Annotated in this window: 16 protein-coding genes and 3 pseudogenes; 8 read left to right on the top strand and 11 right to left on the bottom strand. The window is 40.4% G+C overall.

Annotation, left to right across the window (positions count from 1 at the left end):
- Nucleotides 1–184: 184 nt before the first annotated feature.
- Nucleotides 185–370, top strand: a complete 186-nt coding sequence (locus AACS98_RS12200; RefSeq protein ID WP_082803756.1) for a beta-Ig-H3/fasciclin — start codon at nucleotides 185–187, stop codon at nucleotides 368–370.
- 264 nt (nucleotides 371–634) lie between these two features.
- Nucleotides 635–1,096 carry a hypothetical protein gene (locus AACS98_RS12195; RefSeq protein ID WP_066380139.1) on the top strand — a complete coding sequence of 154 codons (462 nt, stop codon included), beginning with the start codon at nucleotides 635–637 and terminating at the stop codon, nucleotides 1,094–1,096.
- Nucleotides 1,097–1,263: 167 nt separating this feature from the next.
- Here AACS98_RS12195 and AACS98_RS12190 read toward each other — a convergent pair whose 3' ends face one another.
- Complete coding sequence (locus AACS98_RS12190; protein WP_066380138.1) at nucleotides 1,264–1,551, bottom strand: hypothetical protein; 288 nt, start codon at nucleotides 1,549–1,551, stop codon at nucleotides 1,264–1,266.
- Nucleotides 1,552–2,238: 687 nt separating this feature from the next.
- Complete coding sequence (locus AACS98_RS12185; RefSeq protein WP_066380137.1) at nucleotides 2,239–2,952, bottom strand: rhomboid family intramembrane serine protease; 714 nt, start codon at nucleotides 2,950–2,952, stop codon at nucleotides 2,239–2,241.
- A gap of 153 nt (nucleotides 2,953–3,105) precedes the next feature.
- Between AACS98_RS12185 and AACS98_RS12180 the strand changes: the two genes are divergently transcribed.
- Nucleotides 3,106–5,235: a serine/threonine-protein kinase gene (locus AACS98_RS12180; protein ID WP_066380136.1), complete on the top strand. Its 2,130-nt coding sequence runs from the start codon at nucleotides 3,106–3,108 to the stop codon at nucleotides 5,233–5,235.
- Between the two features lie 74 nt (nucleotides 5,236–5,309).
- Here the strand turns inward: AACS98_RS12180 and metK are convergent, their stop codons facing one another.
- From metK to crtA, 4 genes are all read right to left on the bottom strand, one after another.
- Nucleotides 5,310–6,494, bottom strand: coding sequence for a methionine adenosyltransferase (gene metK, locus AACS98_RS12175; protein WP_066380134.1), 1,185 nt, complete (start codon nucleotides 6,492–6,494; stop codon nucleotides 5,310–5,312).
- Nucleotides 6,491–9,565 (bottom strand): cation-translocating P-type ATPase, encoded by a 3,075-nt coding sequence (locus tag AACS98_RS12170; RefSeq protein ID WP_084386903.1) that lies wholly within the window; start codon nucleotides 9,563–9,565, stop codon nucleotides 6,491–6,493. Before AACS98_RS12170 ends, metK begins: the two co-directional genes overlap by 4 nt.
- Before the next feature lie 160 nt (nucleotides 9,566–9,725).
- Nucleotides 9,726–10,247, bottom strand: a complete 522-nt coding sequence (locus tag AACS98_RS12165; protein WP_066380132.1) for a hypothetical protein — start codon at nucleotides 10,245–10,247, stop codon at nucleotides 9,726–9,728.
- A gap of 161 nt (nucleotides 10,248–10,408) precedes the next feature.
- Complete coding sequence (gene crtA, locus AACS98_RS12160) at nucleotides 10,409–11,284, bottom strand: cyanoexosortase A (protein ID WP_066380131.1); 876 nt, start codon at nucleotides 11,282–11,284, stop codon at nucleotides 10,409–10,411.
- 518 nt (nucleotides 11,285–11,802) lie between these two features.
- Here crtA and AACS98_RS12155 point away from each other — a divergent pair.
- Complete coding sequence (locus AACS98_RS12155; RefSeq protein ID WP_066380130.1) at nucleotides 11,803–12,258, top strand: pyridoxamine 5'-phosphate oxidase family protein; 456 nt, start codon at nucleotides 11,803–11,805, stop codon at nucleotides 12,256–12,258.
- A 330-nt stretch (nucleotides 12,259–12,588) separates the two neighbouring features.
- On the opposite strand, the gene aroA is transcribed toward AACS98_RS12155, so the two are convergent.
- A complete protein-coding gene (gene aroA, locus AACS98_RS12150; RefSeq protein ID WP_066380129.1) occupies nucleotides 12,589–13,938 on the bottom strand; it encodes a 3-phosphoshikimate 1-carboxyvinyltransferase in 1,350 nt (449 codons plus the stop codon).
- 477 nt (nucleotides 13,939–14,415) lie between these two features.
- On the opposite strand from aroA, the gene AACS98_RS12145 reads away from it, so the two are divergent.
- Nucleotides 14,416–14,931, top strand: coding sequence for a hypothetical protein (locus AACS98_RS12145; protein ID WP_066380125.1), 516 nt, complete (start codon nucleotides 14,416–14,418; stop codon nucleotides 14,929–14,931).
- An 81-nt stretch (nucleotides 14,932–15,012) separates the two neighbouring features.
- Here the strand turns inward: AACS98_RS12145 and AACS98_RS12140 are convergent, their stop codons facing one another.
- Together AACS98_RS12140 and AACS98_RS12135 are read right to left on the bottom strand one after the other, a co-directional pair.
- Nucleotides 15,013–15,594, bottom strand: coding sequence for a thioredoxin family protein (locus AACS98_RS12140; RefSeq protein WP_066380123.1), 582 nt, complete (start codon nucleotides 15,592–15,594; stop codon nucleotides 15,013–15,015).
- A 214-nt stretch (nucleotides 15,595–15,808) separates the two neighbouring features.
- Nucleotides 15,809–16,030, bottom strand: a complete 222-nt coding sequence (locus AACS98_RS12135) for a chlorophyll a/b-binding protein (protein WP_066380121.1) — start codon at nucleotides 16,028–16,030, stop codon at nucleotides 15,809–15,811.
- A gap of 177 nt (nucleotides 16,031–16,207) precedes the next feature.
- Between AACS98_RS12135 and AACS98_RS12130 the strand changes: the two are divergent.
- From AACS98_RS12130 to thyX, 3 pseudogenes are all read left to right on the top strand, one after another.
- A pseudogene (locus AACS98_RS12130) lies at nucleotides 16,208–16,495 on the top strand (FAD-dependent thymidylate synthase); the annotation flags it as partial.
- 3 nt (nucleotides 16,496–16,498) lie between these two features.
- Nucleotides 16,499–17,851: pseudogene (locus AACS98_RS12125) on the top strand (HNH endonuclease); the annotation flags it as partial.
- A 3-nt stretch (nucleotides 17,852–17,854) separates the two neighbouring features.
- A pseudogene (thyX, locus tag AACS98_RS12120) lies at nucleotides 17,855–18,289 on the top strand (FAD-dependent thymidylate synthase); the annotation flags it as partial.
- A 54-nt stretch (nucleotides 18,290–18,343) separates the two neighbouring features.
- On the opposite strand, the gene dcd reads toward thyX, so the two are convergent.
- Both dcd and AACS98_RS12110 read right to left on the bottom strand, forming a co-directional pair.
- A complete protein-coding gene (gene dcd, locus AACS98_RS12115; RefSeq protein WP_066380117.1) occupies nucleotides 18,344–18,913 on the bottom strand; it encodes a dCTP deaminase in 570 nt (189 codons plus the stop codon).
- 99 nt (nucleotides 18,914–19,012) lie between these two features.
- Nucleotides 19,013–19,549, bottom strand: coding sequence for a P-loop NTPase family protein (locus tag AACS98_RS12110; RefSeq protein WP_066380115.1), 537 nt, complete (start codon nucleotides 19,547–19,549; stop codon nucleotides 19,013–19,015).
- Nucleotides 19,550–19,783: the final 234 nt, after the last annotated feature.

Raw genomic sequence — 19,783 nt, 5'->3', positions numbered from 1 at the left:
ATTCTCATAGTAGGGAAAACCTTGTGTATCGTTAGCACCAAGCATTACAGGCGTTCAATAAATAATTTTCGATTTGGCAATTCAGCTTTGGAAACTGTACGTTTCACCGTAGGTGTTTTCATGGCCAAGATTTCGATAGTACCCACATTTTAACTGTTCAGACTTAATTCTCATAGGAGGATTTATGAGCAAAAAATTCTGTTTGTTAGCTTCATCTGTTGGGTTAAGTATATTTATAGGAGCCTGCGCGCCTGCTACGCAAACCCCAACCACCGCACCCCCAGCCGCTACACCCCCAGTTGTCACTCCAGAAGTTGTTCCACCAGTCACGCCAGAAGTTACACCTGGAACGACTCCAACCACGCCTTAAAATCTGAGTAGGGGTTTAGCATCGCTAAACCCTTATAGGAACTTGGGAGTAGGGTATATTGATTTTTTTGTGTGAGGTTGTGGGATTTTCTCGTGAGTAGCTGAGAGGCTATTTGTGTAATTTCTCCGCTCAATCAATTTTTTTATTGGCGTGAACTGCATAAATTTATGCTACATCGGTGATAAAAAGTCAAGCCGATTGTGGACAATAAAGACTCATAAAAAAATTGATTAACCCCATCATCATGGGGCGGTGAGGTATATTATGATTCATCACATTTCTATTTCTGCTGAGAATCCCCAACAAGTTGCCCAAGTTCTAGCAGAAGTCTTGGATGGTAAAGCTGTTCCCTTTTTCCCCCATCCAGGGAGTTACATGGTTTTACCCCTCGATGAACACGGTACAGGGATTGAAATTTATCCTTTAAAAACTCAGCTAAAACCCGGTGAAGGTGATCATCAAGTCACTTTTGTCGAGGCTTCTACTGTGTCTGGTTATACAGCTACCCATGCCGCCATTTCTGTCTCTACTACTCAAGAGAAAATCGAACAGATTGGTAATCGCGAAGGTTGGAGAGTTGTACGCTGTAATCGTGACTCTTTCTTTGATGTGATTGAGTTCTGGTTAGAAAACAGAATCATGATTGAACTGCTTACACCAGAAATGGCAGCTCAATATTTAGCAGCTACACATCCTGAAAATTTACAAAAAATGTTCGCTGCATAAACATCAAGGTAGGAGACTGGCAGGGGAATTTATCCGGGTGAAGCTCAAGAGCTTTGTTCATGCTACGCTAACGGCAGTTCACCCGGTTACTCAATCACAATACCTATTATTTATGCACACGCAGTCAGCAATAGAGGCGGTAATCCTGAAACAAGTTTGTTTGATTACTAGGCAGAAAATTCAGATATTAGGTAAGAAATACTAAATGCAAACATCGCTAACAAAACTGGTATCACTGTGCTGATTTCCAGTTTTCGCGTTTTGAACACCTCTAGCAAAGATATCGGCACAATTACAGGCCAAAAAACTGTTGTAATTAAAAACATGATAAAAGATAAAAATTTGTCTTCTGGGGAAGAAGTAGGGTGACGCAGCGAAAAGCGTAGCCAGTTAATAAAAAAGTAACAAGTCATCAATAGATAACTAATGATTAAAGTTAATTGTATTTGGTTCATGACAATTACTCCTGAAGCTCTTGGATATGATCTAGAATAATTTCAGAGAAATTATTCCACAATGGACTTAATAGAAAATCATAGAGGATTTAAAAGAAATCTTGCTGTTTTTGACCAACATTTAAATTGATAAAAAACTGCTATTTCTTCGTCAGGAAAATCCTAGGAGAATCATAAACTACATCAAACAGTAATTCTACGGTAATAGCGATAAATATTACTGAGATTACTGAGAAAAAAATGGCGAATGTTGCATCATACTTTACTTATCTGAGACTTATAGTCATGGTTGTTTGGGTTTAAATGTATTCGATTTGACTGGTTGTTTATATTGCACCAGATTTGAGTCTTAGAAAATTTATCACCTATACCAGTAAAATTTCAAGATAAATATTGTTGCAGTTTATAAAAATAAGATGATGAATTTTGGGGAATATAGCTGAAGACGGTTCAGTTAATTAGCTGTGGTTGCAAGGAATAAAGCGATCGCCATCACAGAAATGACGGCATTAAATTATGCTTACCTGATGACATAGCCAATGGCTGACGCACAAACAGCAAGCATCACGGCATGAGGCTAACTCAGGAAGATGTGGCAATTTCTGAGTCTGGGGAATAATGCTGAGGAAACAAGTAGGCGATCGCCCTCCACCAATGACAATTGTTTGTCTGCCTAAACATCTGGTTTCATTTATGGCTGAGTCCGGGCGATATTCTCATATAACCAGCACCGATGAGCAAACCGACAAACTGCATCCAGTAAGCTAAACTCGGTTGATTCACACCCACAGGCGGAATGTTTAAACTGCCAATACCGTAGAATAACTGTTGAACAAACCACCAAAAAGCATAAAAATAAGCAGGTAACTGGATAGGGATATATATCAAAATTAAAGGTAAAACCGTGTCTATTTTAGTTTTAGGGAAACGCATCACATAAGCCCCTAAAATAGCAGCTACAGCCCCATTTGCCCCAATCACAGGAACTCTTAAACTCGGTTCAACCAAAACTTGTGCGATAACAGTTAACACACCAGCAATCAGATACAAACCCAAATAACGTCTATGTCCTAGAATATTTTCGACAGATTTACCAAACACCCACAAAAACAACAGATTACCCAAAATTTGACTAAAACTGCCATGCAGAAATAACCCAAATACCAGAGAAAACAACCGCCCGACAACCACCAACCACGCCGCCGGATTGCTCAACAGTGCATTATTGATGGCTGTAGTCAACTGCGCTGGAACTACACCCCAATGATTAACAAAATTACCTAACTCACCACTCAATTCTAATTTAAGTTGCCATAAAAATATTAAGATGTTAATACCAATCAGCCAATAATTAACAATAGGTTGTTTATCAGAGCTTAAGTTATCACTAATAGGAATCATGGAAATTGGTTATTAGTCATTGGTTATTAGACATTGCTTTTTAGTTATTCTTCTGAATCCCTTCCAGTCTGTTCCAATCCCCCATCCCCACGCTTTCATCAACCTGTGGCAATATTGGAATCAGATCACAATGCACTCAAGTAGGTAAATTTGATGCTGGGCAATACACTTGTGGGAAGATACCAAATTATCAGCCTCTTGGGAGGTGGGGGATTTGGTGAAACTTTTGTGGCTTGTGATACTCAATTACCTGGTTCACCTCAGTGTGTTGTCAAAAAACTCAAACCCCAAGCTAATGATCCGAATACTCTAGAAATTGCTAGGCGTTTATTTGATACAGAAGCCCAAGTTTTGTATAAATTAGGCAATTATGACCGGATTCCTCAGCTTTTAGCTTATTTTGAGGAAAATGCTTCATTTTATCTAGTACAAGAATTGATTTCCGGCCATGACCTGAGTCAAGAGTTAACACCAGGACGGACTTTTACGCAAGCGGATGTAACAATATTGTTACAAGAAATTCTGACAATTTTAGAATTTGTCCACCAACAAAATGTCATCCACCGTGATATCAATCCGCGTAATTTACTCAGGCGAGATGATGGCAAGTTAATTTTAATTGATTTTGGTGCAGTCAAACAAATCACTACGCAAATAGCCACTACAGGACAAAATCAGCCGACAGTTGTTATCGGTACACCTGGTTATATCCCCGGCGAACAAGCACAAGGAAGTCCTCAATTTAGCAGTGATATCTATGCGGTGGGAATAGTTGCCATTCAAGCACTGACTGGTTTATTACCCAGTCAACTAGAACGAGATGCAGATACTAATGAGATTATCTGGCAAAGTCACGCCAATGTCACACCAGAGTTTGCTAAATTCATTGACAAAATGGTGTGTTATGATTTTCGCCACCGTTACCCCTCAGCTACAGCCGCATTACAAGCACTGACAGAATTAAACAAACCACCCTCTCATACTCTGGCGGTATTTCCGACTTTACCACCACAAAAAGTTAAGTTAGTAAAAAATAAAAAAAGTATCTTACTTAAGTTGTTATTGGCAACTATCTTAATTAGTGCTACGGCTGTGGCTGCTATTTTTATTATTAACAGTGTCAATAGTAATAATGCTACAGAATTGTCTAAACAAGGTAATATATTATTTGAATTGCAACGCTATGAAGATGCTTTGGCAGCTTATGAACAGGCGGTAAATATTAGACCTGACTATGCTCAAGGTTGGAATGGTAAGGGTAGAACTTTAGCTAAATTAAAGCAATATGAAGCAGCACTAACAGCTTATGACACTGCTATTCAACTCCAGCCGAATTATGTGGAAGCTTGGAGAGGTCGAGGTTTTGTGTTGCAAAATCTCCGGCGATATACAGAAGCGATCGCCTCTTTTGATAAGGCTTTACAACTTAATAATAACTACCCGGAAGTGTGGAATGCTCAAGGTGAAACTTACAGCAATTTAAAACAATATAATAATGCCATAGCAGCTTATGAGCAAGCCATTGAATTGCAACCAGAGAATTATACAGTGTGGTATAATAAAGGGTTAGCACTGCAAAATTTGCAACTGTACGAAGATGCGATCGCCGCTTTTAAACAGGCAGTAAAAATTAAACCAGACTATGAACGAGCATGGTATAACTTAGGCAATGCCCAGGTTAATGTGAATCGCTATGAAGACGCGATTAATGCTTATGAAAAAACTGTACAATACAATCCCAAACATTATGCAGCTTGGTTAGCTAAAGGTAATATTTTGATTGCTTTGCGGCGTTATCCAGACGCAGGGGAAGCATTCAATCAAGTGATTAAAGCTAATAGCAATAATTATCAAGCCTGGTATGGGCGAGGTTGGGCGTTACATCAAAGTCAACGGTTTACAGAAGCGATAGAAGCTTATAAAAAAGCGGCAAGAATTCAGCCGAATAATTACCAAGTTTGGTATGCTTTGGGGAATTCTCAATATAATTTACAACAATATGAGCAAGCGATCGCCTCCTATAGTCAGGCGGTACGCCACCAGCCAAATCATTCTGAAAGTTGGTATAGTCGGGGCAATGCCTACTTGAGTTTAAAAAAATATCGAGAGGCGATCGCATCTTATGAGCAAGCTATCAAATACAAACCCAATGATCAAGCGGCGATAAATGCGCGTAATGCCGCACAATCACAACTACAAGCTGAAACACCCCAACCTGTAGTCATCCCAACTATACCTAGTCCACAGTTTTCTATTCCCACACCAGAAAATGAATCCAATTAAACTCAGGTGGGCAATACAGAACATTTGTTCAAACCTTGATTTTTTCTTTGTGGACATTTGCCCACCCTACGGTTCTAAAAAACTCCCAGTTTATCAACTTTTTCCCAAGGTAAATCTATATCATCTCTACCCACATGACCATAAGCTGCAAGTTTGCGATAAAACCCTCCTTTTACTAATGAAGGTAAATGTCTTAAATTAAATTGTTTCAAAATCCCAGCCAAGCGAAAATCAAAATACTTTTCTAATAAAATCGTGATTTCTTCATCAGATATTTTACCAGTACCAAAAGTTTCTACTTGCACACTCACCGGGCGAGACAAGCCAATAGAATAACTTAACTGTACCTCACATTCATCAGCGAGGTTAGCCGCCACTACATTTTTAGCAGCATAACGAGCCGCATAGGCTCCTACTCTATCAATTCTAATCGGGTCTTTACCACTTAAAGCCGAACCACTATGTTTAGAATATTCCCCATAGGTATCTATAGCATTTTTCCTACCTGTTAAACCAGAATGTACCGCAGGCCCGCCAATAATAAAAGGCCCATCAGGGTTAATAAATATTCTAGTTTGAGCATCCGGTTTAATATCTTCCTGTTCAAACACCGGAAAAATCACAGTTTCTCGAATATCATCTTGTAATTGTTTTAAATCAGGTTTAGAGCGTTTGTTTTGACTGGCAATAACTGTAATACTATGAATTCTATAAGGGCGACGATTGCGATATTCTACTCCTACTTGAGTTTTACCATCAGGTGTCAGGTAATCCAGAATATTTTTTTTTCTCACTTCACTCATTTTTCTGGCTAACTTGTGCGCCAACCAGATAGGCAAAGGCATGAGTGTTGAGGTTTGATTACAAGCAAAACCAAAAACTGTAGCTTGGTTAGTTACAGTAATTTTTTCTATTTCTGCATCTGATAATTTTTGTTCATCAAATAAATGATATTGCTCCGGTGGTAATTCTGTTAAGCTAGTTAAAACACTACAAGTTTTACCATTAAATTCTTTGTGGTCGTAGCCTACCTGAGCAATAACTTGTCTGGCTATGTTGGTAAAATCTACATTCGCGTTAGGTTCAAAGCGGGCAGCTAAAAAAACAATACCTGTAGCAACAGCGCACTCTGTAATTACTCTCGCAAAGGGGTCTTGTTGTAAAAAACGATCTACAATTGCATCACTAATCTGATCACACAGTTTATCAGGATGTCCCTCTGTGACAGATTCTGATGTAAACATGAAGTCTTTTTTCATAATTCACCTTCTATTGGGTATTGAGAATTAGTAATTCTCCCCTGTTCCTCTGTTCCCCTGCTTAAGAGTTGCTTCCCAGTCCCCAGTACCCAATCCCCAGTCCCTTTTGTACTTTCATTTACTAACAAAGGCAGTACAGCACTAGCAGTAATAACAGCACCATCCACAAGATTAATTGGGGTAATTCTTAACAGATTCCGCAGTGGTGGTATGGCGATCGCTAACAGTTGAATAGCAAAAGAACCTGTAATAGCAGCATTGAGATAAGGATTATTCGGCAGTTTTTCCTTGCTAAAGATGCTGTGAGTTTCGGAACGGCTGCTAATGGTGTGTAGTAGTTGGGCTGATGTCAAACTCATAAAGGCGATGGTGTTCGCCCTGGGTGTCATACCATATCTCATCAGACTGTAACCGTAGGCGGCGAGGGTGGTAGTCGAGATAACGGCGGATTCAAACGTAATTCTGCCAAAGTCGGACTTTTTGATAATTGGTTCTTCTGGGTTGCGGGGAGGTTGGCTTAAGACTTCCGGTTCTGGTGCTTCCATTGCGAGGGATAAACCAGGGAAAATGTCTGTTACTAAGTTCAACCACAATAATTGAATCGCATTCAAGGGTTCGCCTATACCCACGGCGGTGGCGATAGTCATCACCATGATTTCACTCAGGTTAGTGGCTAGCAGGAAATGGACTGATTTACGGATGTTGTTGTAAATTGTTCTGCCCCGACTGACGGCGATAATCATGGTTTCGAGTCTGTCGTCTTCTAAGACGATATCTGCTACCTCACGGGCGACATCTGTACCACCTTTACCCATTGCGACACCCACTTGGGCAGCTTTTAAGGCGGGTGCGTCGTTAATGCCATCGCCTGTCATGGCGACAACTTTACCCGCGCCTTGCAATGCTTGGACGATTTGCAGTTTGTTGCTGGGGCTGATGCGGGCAAATACGTCTACTTTGTCGCTGAGGGCGGTTAAGGCTTCCGGGGTGAGGTTGTTGAGGTTGGTGGAGTCGAGTATTTCTAGTTGGAGGTTGCGGTTTAATTCTAATTCTTTAGCGATCGCATAGGCGGTAGGACTTTGATCGCCGGTAATCATCACGGTATCGATGCCGGCGGTATGGAAGTCGGCAATTAAGGCTTTCGCGCCTTTTCTAATCGGATCTGCCATTCCTACCAAACCCAACCAAATCAAATCAGATTCATAATGATTACCGTTGCCATTGTGGTATTCACTGATATGTCTATAGGCTATCCCCAAGACTCGCAATGCTTTACCAGCCATGCGATCGTTTTCAATTTCAATTGTCCGCCTTGCTTCTTCATCGAAAGGTACTACTTGACCATTTTTGATCCTACTTTGGCATAGTTGCACTACTTCGGCAGGGCTACCTTTAACCGCGACAAATTTATCTTGATTATGAGTCTGGTGAATTGTACTCATAATGTTGCGGTTTTCTGAACGGAGGTTAGTTTGTAATAAGGGATACTTCTCTCTGAGGGCGATCGCATCCACTCCCGCCGCGATCGCCATGTAAATCAGCGCATTTTCGGTAGCTGAACCTGTAACAGCATATTCCCCTTCTGTAGATTTACTGATTTCACTTTCATTACACAACACCGCTACATGAATCAATTTGATTAATTCATCATCACCGTAGGGGTTAATATTTTGCTTTCCATGTAGAAAGTCACCATCTAATACTTGAATTTGTCGAGAATTGGCGTGAATTTCCACCACGGACATTTTATTTTCGGTAATTGTCCCGGTTTTATCCATGCAAATTGTCTGCACCGAACCCAAAGCTTCCACGGCGGCGAGACTCCGCACTAAAACGTTATTCTTCCGCATATCGCGGATACCTAAAGCTAAGGTAGTAGTCGCAATTGTCGGTAATCCTTCGGGAACAGCAGCCACAGCTAGGGATATAGATGATTTCAACATCTGCACTAAGCCATATCCCCGTAAAACTCCCATACCAAACACTAAACCACAAATCCCCATACTGATCACTACCAGTTGTCCGCCTACTTCGTCTAGCTGTCTGGCGAGGGGGGTTTCTGTGGCTTTGGCTTCGCCTACTAGCTGTTGAATTTTACCCATTTCCGTATAGGTGCCGGTGGCTACCACTGCCGCCAATCCCTGACCACCTGTGATATAAGTACCTTTGTAGGCCATGTTGAAGCGATCGCCTAACGGTACATCTTCACCCTTCAAGAATGCGGTACTTTTATTAATCGGGATACTCTCACCAGTCAAAGCCGACTCATCAATACTTAAATTATCGGCGGCAATTAGTCGCGCATCAGCCGCCAAATAATTTCCGGGTTTGAGAACTAAAATATCACCTACAGCTACATTTTCTATGGATATTTCAATTTGCTTACCATCTCTAATCACGCAAGCAGAAGTTTGCTGATGATGTTTGAGAGAGTTAATGATTCTTTCTGACTGACTTTCCGTCACATAACCAATAACTGCATTTAGTCCCACCACACCTAAAATTACCACAGCATCAACCAATCCCCCCGTAAACAGCGACCCCCCAGCCGCCACACCCAGCAAAGCCACAGGTAAGGATTTAAACTGTTCAACTATAATACTTAAACCAGACCTTAACTCAGTTTCTGAGAGGACATTTAATCCGTATTTGTTTAAATTAATTACCGCCGATTCACTAGATAAGCCTGATTCCTGGGAGGTTTGCAACTTGTACAGAACTTTATCTGTGGGGATTAAATGCCAATGTTCTTGATTTTGGTCTGTGGTGTTACTATCAAGTTTAGTAAGTTTTCTGCTAGGTTTTAGAGATTTTGTTTCCTGTCTTACTGGCTGTTTTTGGGGAAAATTCGAGACAATCTTGTGAATTATCTCGCCGATTTGCTGGTAATTGTATTGTGGCGAAAAAATTACCAAGAGATTACTTGTTAAAGTATTGGCATGAGCTTGAATGATGGCTGGGTTTTTAGTTAGCGATCGCTCTAAATATTCTTTTAAATCTAGCGCACCATAAAGCCCTGTGATTTTATATCTAGCTCTACCTTTAACGCTAGTATGTATTGCTTTAATCACAGCAATTTAAACTCCCTTCATGCCCAGATAAACTAGGAAACTACGTGTATCCGTCTTCCATGATTATAGTTCCACTAACTATAAAAACAGACACCAACATTGTTAAGAGTTTCAACGTAAAAGTTACACACAGTAAAAAAATCCAACTTTTGGTGTATTTCTAGCTCATCTCTACATGAGAGGTTGGTGATTCAGTAGAATTATGAAGTTTTATAAAACTATCAAAAGCACACCAAGCCAATATATACCAAGGAATATCATTCAGTTTTAGCCCTTGCACCAGTAATTGACGAATTGCAAATAAACCTAATACCATCGGCATCAGCAATCGTAAATCAGCAACACCATCGGTCATTCTCCCAACATCTGCATTGATATCAGAGATGACATTAATCACATCATTAGCTATCTCCGATTTACCATTAGTTCCATAAGGCTGCTCTATGTGAATTTGAATATTACCATGACTAGATGTTTCTCGATGTCCGTTAGAGACATGAGTATTGTTGACATTTACTGTGAGATTTTCCCAACCCTCCACAGCTTCTTTAATCGCAGTGCGTACTACAGGCTGTTTCACAGTATCTGCAACCGGAAGAATTACAGGTGAGAGAACCATAGCTGTCAGAGTCTCGACAATTTCAGAAAGATTCACAGCTTGTAATTCCAACTTATCTGTCATACTGTACTTCTCCATAGCAGCAGCTTGTCAAGTACAAAGCTTAATCAAATAAATTCCTACTTGCATCACCCTAAAGTTACAGGGTATTTCACAATCAATGTAGGAATAAGTCAATCACAATTATGTCTAAAGAGATAAATTTCATCTTTCAGAAATGTTGTTTAAGATTCTGTATTTACCTGATTTTCTCTATTTCCCTGCTTATTGAGTAAGTAGTATAATAACCCAAAAACTAACACTGCTATCGTCCCAATCACCTGGGAACCACCACCTGTATGCCAGAAATCAAATTCTTGGTTTTTTGAGGCGAGAACCGCCATGATTGCCACGCGTATCCCATTAAAGAAAAATGCTAATATCACACTGATAATAGGTACTATAATTGTCTTGGTCTTTTCTATAGGAAACATCACTAAAGCCAGGATTGAAACTCCTAGTAAATAGCTAATTAGTCCTATTCCAGAACAACCAGGATCAACTTTCACAGTCTGGGAACCCAGAGTTGTTACCAAAGTTATATATATCTCTTCATGCAGCAATACATCAAAACCTGAATACCAAAGTAATATTGTGGCAAAATTAGCAGTTAGAGGAGCGATGTAAATCAATTTTTCGAGAATTAACTCTGGAACTCCTAGGAAAAATAAAACAATTATTTCTTGCCAATATTGCCTTAATCCCCTCCAACCTGAAGCAAGTAAGCCTATAGCAATAGCACTAAGAAATGGCGACAAATGAGTGAAAAATAAGACATTATCACTTTGATTTAATGATACACTTTGCCATAGTATACAGGCAATTAATATCATGCTGAAAACGCTAGAAAAGATGTCAGTTTTCCAGGTTAACCTCTGGCGTTTTTCCCAAATCATTGAACCTACTGCCAACATAAACAGCATAGTCATTCCTAGCTGAGAGACATCTTCAGCCCGCCAGGTTACAGTCATAATAATTGCTATTAAACAGGAAGCTATCCCTAATACAAAAAATTGATGTTTTTTGAGATTTTTAAATGCAGAAATTGTCTGATTTTTCATTTATGTAAAAAAAGCTAATTTTTTGGCTGATTCAAAGCTGAATAAAAATAGTATTTATCATATTTCAAATTAAATGTAAAGATTTTTACACAAAATTAAAAATACATATTCCTTTTAGCCAAAAAATCAAAATATTTATAATTGAAAAATTAAATTCTCGAAAGAGATATTTTGATTACTTATTGAAGAACCAAATAAACCCTATGTCTAAAGTAATAAGTAGGAAGACACAAACTGACATCTTGCACCAGTTGCTTGATTGCAATTAAAGACAGGCGATGCACAGATAAAAATACGCTCTAATCCTTATTTTTACGTTGTGAGCAGTACATCGCCCTACGGTTATTGAGAATGGTGCAAGATATCAGTTAATGAAAATTATTCATGTCTACCTACTTAAATCTACATCTCAAATTGCCCAAGAGAGAAAATAGTTCAACCTCTAGACTCACGTAATGAGAAATAAATACTGGTAATTCTAAAGAAGAGATTTCCAAGACAATAAATAGAGTAAATAAATGGCAAACACCACAGTTCAAAACCAAAACATTGAGCAACTGCGTGCATTAATGAAAAACCTGAATTACGGAATGTTAACCACAGTTAATGATGATAGTAGCTTGCATAGTCGCCCCATGTTCGTTAATCGGGATATTGACTCTGACGGCACAATTTGGTTTTTTACCTCCAGCAGTTCCCATAAAGTCATTGAAATTGAACATTGCCAACAGGTAAACGTTAATTTCATCTCACCCAATCAACAACAATATATTTCCATTACTGGAACAGCCCAAATAGTCAAAGAACCGAAAAAAATCCAAGAAAGATGGCAACCAGAACTAAAAACGTGGTTTCCCCAAGGATTAGACGATCCCAATATAGCCTTACTGAAAGTAAACATTAATCAAGTCGATTATTGGGAAGAAGCATCTAAATTCCATCCGCAAACCATAGTGTTAGGGAATCGAAAATAATAACGAGGGCATCGGGAAACTCAAGTAAAAGACTTCCAGATAAAAAACATCCAAAATGTCGGGTGCGTCAGTACGAGAAACCCTAGCAATACCAAAAAAATATTCATACTGACACACCCTACTAACAGTCAATTTGGATAATTTATTGGTTGGTGTTCCCTAAAATCCCTCGTCTTCCCTAACCCCTAACCACTTATCCACAAAACAGCAACTCGTAATTAAACCTCTGCGTACCTACTCTGCGGGTTCCGCTTTAGCGGTATGCGTGAACCTTCGCGCCACTTGGCGTTGAAAAACCAAATCAAAACGCCTAATTTCCTCCTAACCACCTCAACCTACAACCTGTTGCAGTGTCGCAGTAAAATTAGGATAGGAAATAGAAGCAGCTTCAGCACGGTGAATAGTAGTCACACCAGTAGCATTCAGAGCAGCGATCGCTAGACTCATAGCAATGCGATGATCAGTATAACTATCCACATCCGTACCCACCAAAGGAGTACCGCCAGTAATTTCCATGCCATCAGGTAACTCAGTCACTTTAGCACCGAGTTTATTGAGTTGCTGCGCCATAACAGTAATGCGATCGCTTTCCTTAACGCGCAACTCCTCCGCATCCCGAATTACCGTAGTTCCCTCAGCGAACACCGCCGCCACAGCCAAAATCGGGATTTCATCAATCATTCTCGGTATAATATCCCCAGCAATCGTGCAACTGTGCAAACCACCAGAACGCACCCGCACATCCGCCACAGGTTCACCAGCAACTTCGCGCTGATTTTCCAGTTGGATATCCGCCCCCATCATCTCTAAAGCTTCTAAAATCCCGGTGCGTGTGGGATTCACGCCCACATTTTCCACCAGCAATTCCGAACCAGGAACAATTGCCCCAGCCACTAACCAAAACGCCGCCGAACTAATATCACCCGGTACAACTACCTTTTGTCCGTACAGTTGCGCCTGTCCGGTAACAGTGACGCTGTTCGTTTCCGAGTCAACACTGATATCAGCCCCAAAAGCCCGCATCATTCTTTCACTATGATCACGGGAAAGTGCTGGTTCTGTAATCGTAGTTTTACCCTCAGTGAATAAAGCCGCCAGCATAATGCAAGACTTAACTTGGGCGGAGGCGATAGGAGAATGATAGTGAATTGGTTTGAGAATTTGTCCTTGAATCGCCAAGGGTGCTAAAGTATTACCCTTTCGTCCCCAAATTTGCGCCCCCATCTGTTGCAAAGGTTTGACAACACGAGACATCGGACGCGATCGCAGCGAACTATCCCCGGTGACAGTAAAAAACCGTCCAGGGTGAGATGCTAACAATCCTAGCATCAACCGCATAGTTGTACCAGAGTTGCCAGCATTCAACACATCTACAGGTTCTTGCAAATTGCCTAAACCAATTCCTTTCACCCGTACTAATTCTGTATTGAGTTCGGAAATTTCCGCACCCATAGCTTGAAAACAGCTAGCAGTGCTACGGGGATCTTCACCTAAAAGTAGCCCTTGAATTTCCGTTTCCCCTTGAGCGATCGCACCTAACATTAACGCCCGGTGGGATATCGATTTATCCCCTGGTACTTGAATGCGACCTTGTAATGATACCCCAGTAGAGGGTCTTTGGATAATTAACTTATGAGAAAGGTCTGTTTGAGTTTCTAAGGTTATAGCAGCAGCCGACATCAGGATACTCTGGCTTTTAAATACACGAGAAGCCACTCAGCGACTGTATGAGCCGCTACGGGTGACTTCTTGCCTAGTATCCTATCGCTTTTTGCTCACTAAAATATATTTTTTAGCCAAGTATAACTTTTCACTTATCTTACTCAGAGCTTACGCAACTAGCACATTAGTAGGGTGCGTCAGATACCAAATACCAGTTTATTTGCAGGATTGATGCAGGCTGACGCACCTTATATATAGATATTTAGTCTGACACTTGCGGAAGTCCGATGATTGATAAATTTCCCTAACAGGCGGTAAACGTCGTTTTCACTTTTGAAACCAATATCAAATTTATGTTGATTTAGCTTACTAAATAAGTATCTTCAGTTAAGATTAAGCAGGTTTTACTATGAATTAATCTTTAGTTGCTCAATTTGACCGGAAAATCCCATTGGTATTAATTTTATCACATTAATAGCTTTTCTCATTGCTCCCATGCTCACCCACCACCGCAAGCCCGTAAGCCTATCACTGATTTCCACTGACCTGCCATTTTGGTCAGTTGTGGAAACTGCTGGTACACTATATCAAAAAGCTACCGATAGATTCCATTTACTCCTGAATGCACCGCCGTTAATTACCTGTGAAGTCACTAATCCCGACACGCCACCAGATGCCCTTACGCCATCGAGGGGTAAAATCCATCCGCCCAGTAGTCCGAGAATTTTGTGGTTAGAGATTTCGCCTTACCGCATTACTATGACAATGCAAGGTAATGAACAGGTAAGTTACCGACACTTTTGGGAACAGGGTGTCTATGGCGTAAGTCGATATTGGCTACCCACAGAGTCATTACAACCCAGTGATCCTATTCGGTTACGCAACTTCACCAATAGCTTGACCTTAACTGGACATCCACTACCAGAGCATTTACGCGTAGAATACGAACTGTGGGCTGAAACAGTCCAACTAGGGCGTTATATCCTGAATCTAGAAATTAAACATTCTTGAGTTGTAGGGTGGGCATTGCTGGGAATTTGCACAAAGCCTGTGTTTGAATTTATTGACAATGCCCACCTTACCTGATTGAACTCACCCAAAATAACTAGGTTCGTTCCCCGGTTTCCATTTAATATTGCAACCAACGCTAGGCTTTTGTTCCCTGGTGACAGGTTTACCCGCCAAGACTGCATCAATAGCAGCCCGTAAATCTGCACCAGTTACAGGTTTACCATTACTAGGGCGGCTATCATCTAATTGTCCTCGATAAACCAGTTGGCGATCGCCATCAAACACAAAAAAATCAGGTGTACAAGCAGCAGTATAAGCCTTAGCAGTTTCCTGAGTTTCGTCATAGCATAAGGGAAACTGCCAACCCAATTCTGTGGCGAGTTGTTTTAAAGCATCAGGCGCATCATCTGGGTATTTTGCCGCATCATTAGCACTAATAGCTACAATACCCAAATCACTGCTTACATAATCTTGCCCTAACCTTGTTAATTCCTGTTGAACGTGTTTCACAAACGGACAATGGCGACAAATAAACATTACCAATAATGCTTTTTGATCAGCAAATGTTGCCAGAGAAATTGTTTTGCCAGATACTACTTCCGGTAGATGAAAATCTGGTGCTTGCGTGCCTAATGCCAGCATTGTTGAAGCAGTTAAAGCCATAAATTCCCCGATATTTTGACTGATGAAACGGCTTTTAATCAAGGCCAAAATAACATGAAATCATAAAAGGGAACAGGGAACAGGGAACGGGGAATAGGGAACAGGGAATAGGGAACAGGGAACAGGGAACAAGGAATAGGGAACAAGGAATAAAATTAAAGACGGGAAAATTCCCGCCTCTTGATTGTTAAGCTAAATTTTACAAAACTTAAAATTATTTTGACAGGCTGGCTAAAGCACCAAAAATACCTTGTCCTGTCAACACTTCCAGTGCAATCAGAGAGATGAAGCCGATCATTGCTAAACGCCCATTGATGAGTTCGGCGTAGGGAGTGAAACCAGTGCGATCGCCTTGATCATCCACATAAACCTTTGGCTCAATCGCAAAATTGTTCAATTTACCTTGATCATCAACTATAGAAGCATTTGTACGCATGAGGTTTTCCCCAGTAATTTTTTATCTTGTTAAGAACTGTAACAAATATATATAGATTTGTAAAGTATCTGAATCTGCCTCAAGAGATATGATGGTGTATCGGACTCACTCTCCCAGTCTAGAGAATAGGCAAAGTGTGTTTCTATCAGACAATCTCAGTTACCTTCCCAAAAGCCAATGGATCGATTCCGAGTAGAGGTTATTGCCAAAACGCCGAACCCGCAGCAGGTGATTTACGCCGCTATGCACCAAGACTATACAGATAAGTTTGTGTCTGACGAGCGTGACTCTTGGCCTTCAGAGTCAGAATGTGGTGAAATCATTGTTAAGCGACTCTTAGCAGGTGAGAGAGGACACTATGGGCCGCTAGAGCATCCCCAAATTGTGTTGAACTGTGGCTATTTTCCCCACAGCGTCATGCAACAGGCTCGTACTCACAGAGTAGGTGTATCATTTGATGTTCAATGTTTGTCAGCTAATACTGAAATTACTTTCGTTAACTGTAAAGGCGAAAGTAGCCAAAAATTGAAAAAAACCATTGGAGAGTTATACGAACTTTGGACTAACGGAGAAAAAGCAACTCGCCAAAGGTCAATTCGAGGTAGAAATGGAGAACTACCCGGTGAATATCGACGTGACTGTAAACAACGTATCCGTAAGATGCGTCTACGGGTTCTCAACGAAAAGACAGGCTTGTTTGAAGTTGGGCAGATTAAAGATGTAATATGCAGTGGTATTCAGCCAGTCTATCGATTAACTTTAGAGGATGGAAAGACTCTAGATTGTACCGTCAACCATCGCCTATTTACTTCAGAAGGTTGGCAAAGAATGGGTGATGCTATTGGCTTAGTGACTAATCATGATGGTAGTGTAGTCCACATGACTAAGCCATGCAGCTTAATGTGTAATGGTCTGACAGTAGTAGGTAACGGACTTTACAGAAACAAGGAATGGCTACAAGCTCAAATAGTAAAAGGATTATCGACATTAGAGATTGCACAACTATCTGAATGTTCTATTAACACAGTTAGAAGTTGGGCTGCTAGATATGGATTACCTTTGAATCAACAAGATAGTCAATTTTCTCCAGAACACAAGCCTTGGAACTATAACCCTGATGCACTTTATCGAGACAAATTGTGGTTAGAGGCGCAACTTAATCAAGGACTTCATGCTGATGAGATGGCAAAATTAGCTAACTGCTCCATAGAAGCAATTAAAAAATGGGTCTATGCTTACGGATTATCCCTAAATAAAAAACCATCTGGTAGCAAAAATCCCTGGAACAAAGGTAAAGGTGGTTATCGCTTAAATTTATCAGCAGAAAGTCGTCAAAAACGTATAGAAAATGCCAAAAAATATACAAAAAGAAAGGAAGAATCTAACTTTTGGAAAGGAGGTACATCCACTGAACGAGAACTAATAGGTGGATGGAAAAGAGACATTGCACCGCAAGTACATGAAAAGTTCAACTATATTTGTCAAAAATGTAGAGTTCGTGGTGGCAATCTTCATACTCATCATTTAATACCAGTTTATGCTGATGAATCCCTTGCATACGATTTTGATAATTTAGTGACTATATGCAAGGATTGTCATGAATACATTCATCAAAATAACCTAGAGGCTGAATTTGCTAAATCTTATCACCCAGTCATAGACACTGACAATTGGCAACCTAAACCAAAACCAATTGGCAGAAAGTTACGGGCGCATCCCGTTAAAGTCAAGAGTGTAGAATACCTTGGACAACAAATGACTTATGACTTAGAAGTGGAAGGTGATTGGCATAATTTTGTTGCTAATGGTGTTGTAGTTCACAACTCTTTCCGCTATACGGGAAAACAATTTATTGAAGTATTAGAAGGGAAGAAAGATATAGAAGATGTTTTTTATCTACGTCCCGTTGGTTATTATAGTGATAGACAAGGTAAAAAATATTACTATTCGCCAGAGCAACGTGCAGCAGATTTAGAATGGTGTTTAGACGCTGCTAAACGCTATACAGCAAGTTTTGAAGCGGGGATGTCGGAAGAACACGCTAGGGGAATAGTACCTTTTGATTACCGTCAACATTTTATAGTCAGCTTCAATGTGCGGTCATTCTTACATTTTTGTGATTTGAGAAATAAAAAAGATGCACAATTAGAAATTCAAAAATTGTGCGAATTGATGTGGCCGCATTTTGCCGAGTGGGTACCAGCGATCGCAGTTTGGTATGAGAAGCAGCGTTTAGGAAAGGGAAGGTTAGCACCTTAATTTCCGACAAGCGATCGCTCTTTAATTGTGGGGTATGATGACGAGCGATCGCTACTAAACTTTAGCCAGTGTCACAACCTCTAACTGATCCTGATATTTACCCTGACGCGCTTCATAACTAATCGCGCAGGGTTCACCTTCTAGAAATAGTAATTGCACCACACCTTCATTTGCGTAGATGCGACAATCTGCACTAGAAGAATTAGAAAATTCTAGAGTTAAATGACCACGCCAAGCAGCTTCAGCAGGCGTTAGATTGGCAATTATCCCACAACGAGCATAAGTAGATTTACCTATACAAATTACTGTAATATTATCTGGAACCTCTAGTCTTTCTAAAGCCACACCTAAACCGTAGGAATGAGCCGGTAAAATAAAATAACTACCATTACCATCTGTGTGCAATGGTGTCGATTCTAAATTTTGAGGATTAAAGTTTTTGGGATCAACAACAGTTCCGGGAACGTGGCGAAAAATGCGGAACTCAGCCGAAGAAAGTCGAATGTCATAGCCATAGGAAGATAAACCATAGCTAATCACAGGATGAGGCTCAGAAGATGTTTCTTTCTGCACTTTTCGCATTAAACTTGGCTCAAAAGGAGTAATCATACCTTTTTGAGCCATTTCAGTAATCCAGATGTCGTTCTTAATCACAAGCTCACAGATAATTCAGACAGAATAAATAGGATATCGTGAACTGTGTATTTTGTTTAGTCAATTTGTTCAAGGTCGATGACTACGACGAATTTCTGTGATTTGGTCTGCAATGTCTAGAAGAGATTGCGGCATATCGGGGCCTGTGAGAATAATATCTACATGGTGAGGACGTTGGGCGAGAAACTCTAACACCTCACTTTCAGCAATTAAACCAAAGTTAATCGCCAAGCTTAACTCATCTAAAACTACCAGCGAATACTTACCCTCGTTTACTACCTGTTGTGTGTGCTGCCACAAACTTTGTAAAGCTTTGTGTTCCGCTTCATCTAATTGTGCTGTGTCAATGCAACGAGGTAAATCACAACGAATCCAATTTAAGTGTTGTCCTAACTGAATTGGTTGATCTTGTCCTTGATTGATGCCGCCTTTGAGAAACTGCACTAATAATACGGGTGTACCTTGACCGGCAATTCTCAAAGCTTCACCCATAACGCTAGTAAAAAAGTTGCGATGGGAGCTAGTGAAAACCTGTACTAGCCCTTTAATATGGTGTGGTAAGTTGACGGTCGAATTGGCACTGGGTGTTTCTAACTGGGCAACCATAGGATAAATTTCAAAAAATCACAATAAATTAACTAGGTTTTGCAGATATTCCCTGGAGAAAAACTACCTGTATAATCAATCTGTTTTTACTCAGGACTTACGCAACTGGCACATTAGTAGGGTGCGTCAGATGTTGAAAATCTGTTCTTTTTAACCCAATTATCGCTTCTGATGCACCCTACACGAGACTTTGATGATGACACTTGCTTAAGTCCTATTACTCAGGATTATCGG

This window comes from Anabaena sp. CA = ATCC 33047 (assembly GCF_963870205.1).
Classification (GTDB): Bacteria; Cyanobacteriota; Cyanobacteriia; order Cyanobacteriales; family Nostocaceae; genus Trichormus.
The sequence above is the reverse complement of the archived record's forward strand: the minus strand, read 5'-3'. Positions and strand labels throughout refer to the sequence as shown.

Bases quoted from the DNA above. Each gene is read 5' to 3' on its own strand.
- AACS98_RS12200 (WP_082803756.1), top strand. From the start codon at position 185: ATGAGCAAAAAATTCTGTTTGTTAGCTTCATCTGTTGGGTTAAGTATA.
- AACS98_RS12195 (WP_066380139.1), top strand. From the start codon at position 635: ATGATTCATCACATTTCTATTTCTGCTGAGAATCCCCAACAAGTTGCC.
- AACS98_RS12190 (WP_066380138.1), bottom strand. From the start codon at position 1,551: ATGAACCAAATACAATTAACTTTAATCATTAGTTATCTATTGATGACT.
- AACS98_RS12185 (WP_066380137.1), bottom strand. From the start codon at position 2,952: ATGATTCCTATTAGTGATAACTTAAGCTCTGATAAACAACCTATTGTT.
- AACS98_RS12180 (WP_066380136.1), top strand. From the start codon at position 3,106: ATGCTGGGCAATACACTTGTGGGAAGATACCAAATTATCAGCCTCTTG.
- metK (WP_066380134.1), bottom strand. From the start codon at position 6,494: ATGAAAAAAGACTTCATGTTTACATCAGAATCTGTCACAGAGGGACAT.
- AACS98_RS12165 (WP_066380132.1), bottom strand. From the start codon at position 10,247: ATGACAGATAAGTTGGAATTACAAGCTGTGAATCTTTCTGAAATTGTC.
- crtA (WP_066380131.1), bottom strand. From the start codon at position 11,284: ATGAAAAATCAGACAATTTCTGCATTTAAAAATCTCAAAAAACATCAA.
- AACS98_RS12155 (WP_066380130.1), top strand. From the start codon at position 11,803: ATGGCAAACACCACAGTTCAAAACCAAAACATTGAGCAACTGCGTGCA.
- aroA (WP_066380129.1), bottom strand. From the start codon at position 13,938: ATGTCGGCTGCTGCTATAACCTTAGAAACTCAAACAGACCTTTCTCAT.
- AACS98_RS12145 (WP_066380125.1), top strand. From the start codon at position 14,416: ATGCTCACCCACCACCGCAAGCCCGTAAGCCTATCACTGATTTCCACT.
- AACS98_RS12140 (WP_066380123.1), bottom strand. From the start codon at position 15,594: ATGGCTTTAACTGCTTCAACAATGCTGGCATTAGGCACGCAAGCACCA.
- AACS98_RS12135 (WP_066380121.1), bottom strand. From the start codon at position 16,030: ATGCGTACAAATGCTTCTATAGTTGATGATCAAGGTAAATTGAACAAT.
- dcd (WP_066380117.1), bottom strand. From the start codon at position 18,913: ATGGCTCAAAAAGGTATGATTACTCCTTTTGAGCCAAGTTTAATGCGA.
- AACS98_RS12110 (WP_066380115.1), bottom strand. From the start codon at position 19,549: ATGGTTGCCCAGTTAGAAACACCCAGTGCCAATTCGACCGTCAACTTA.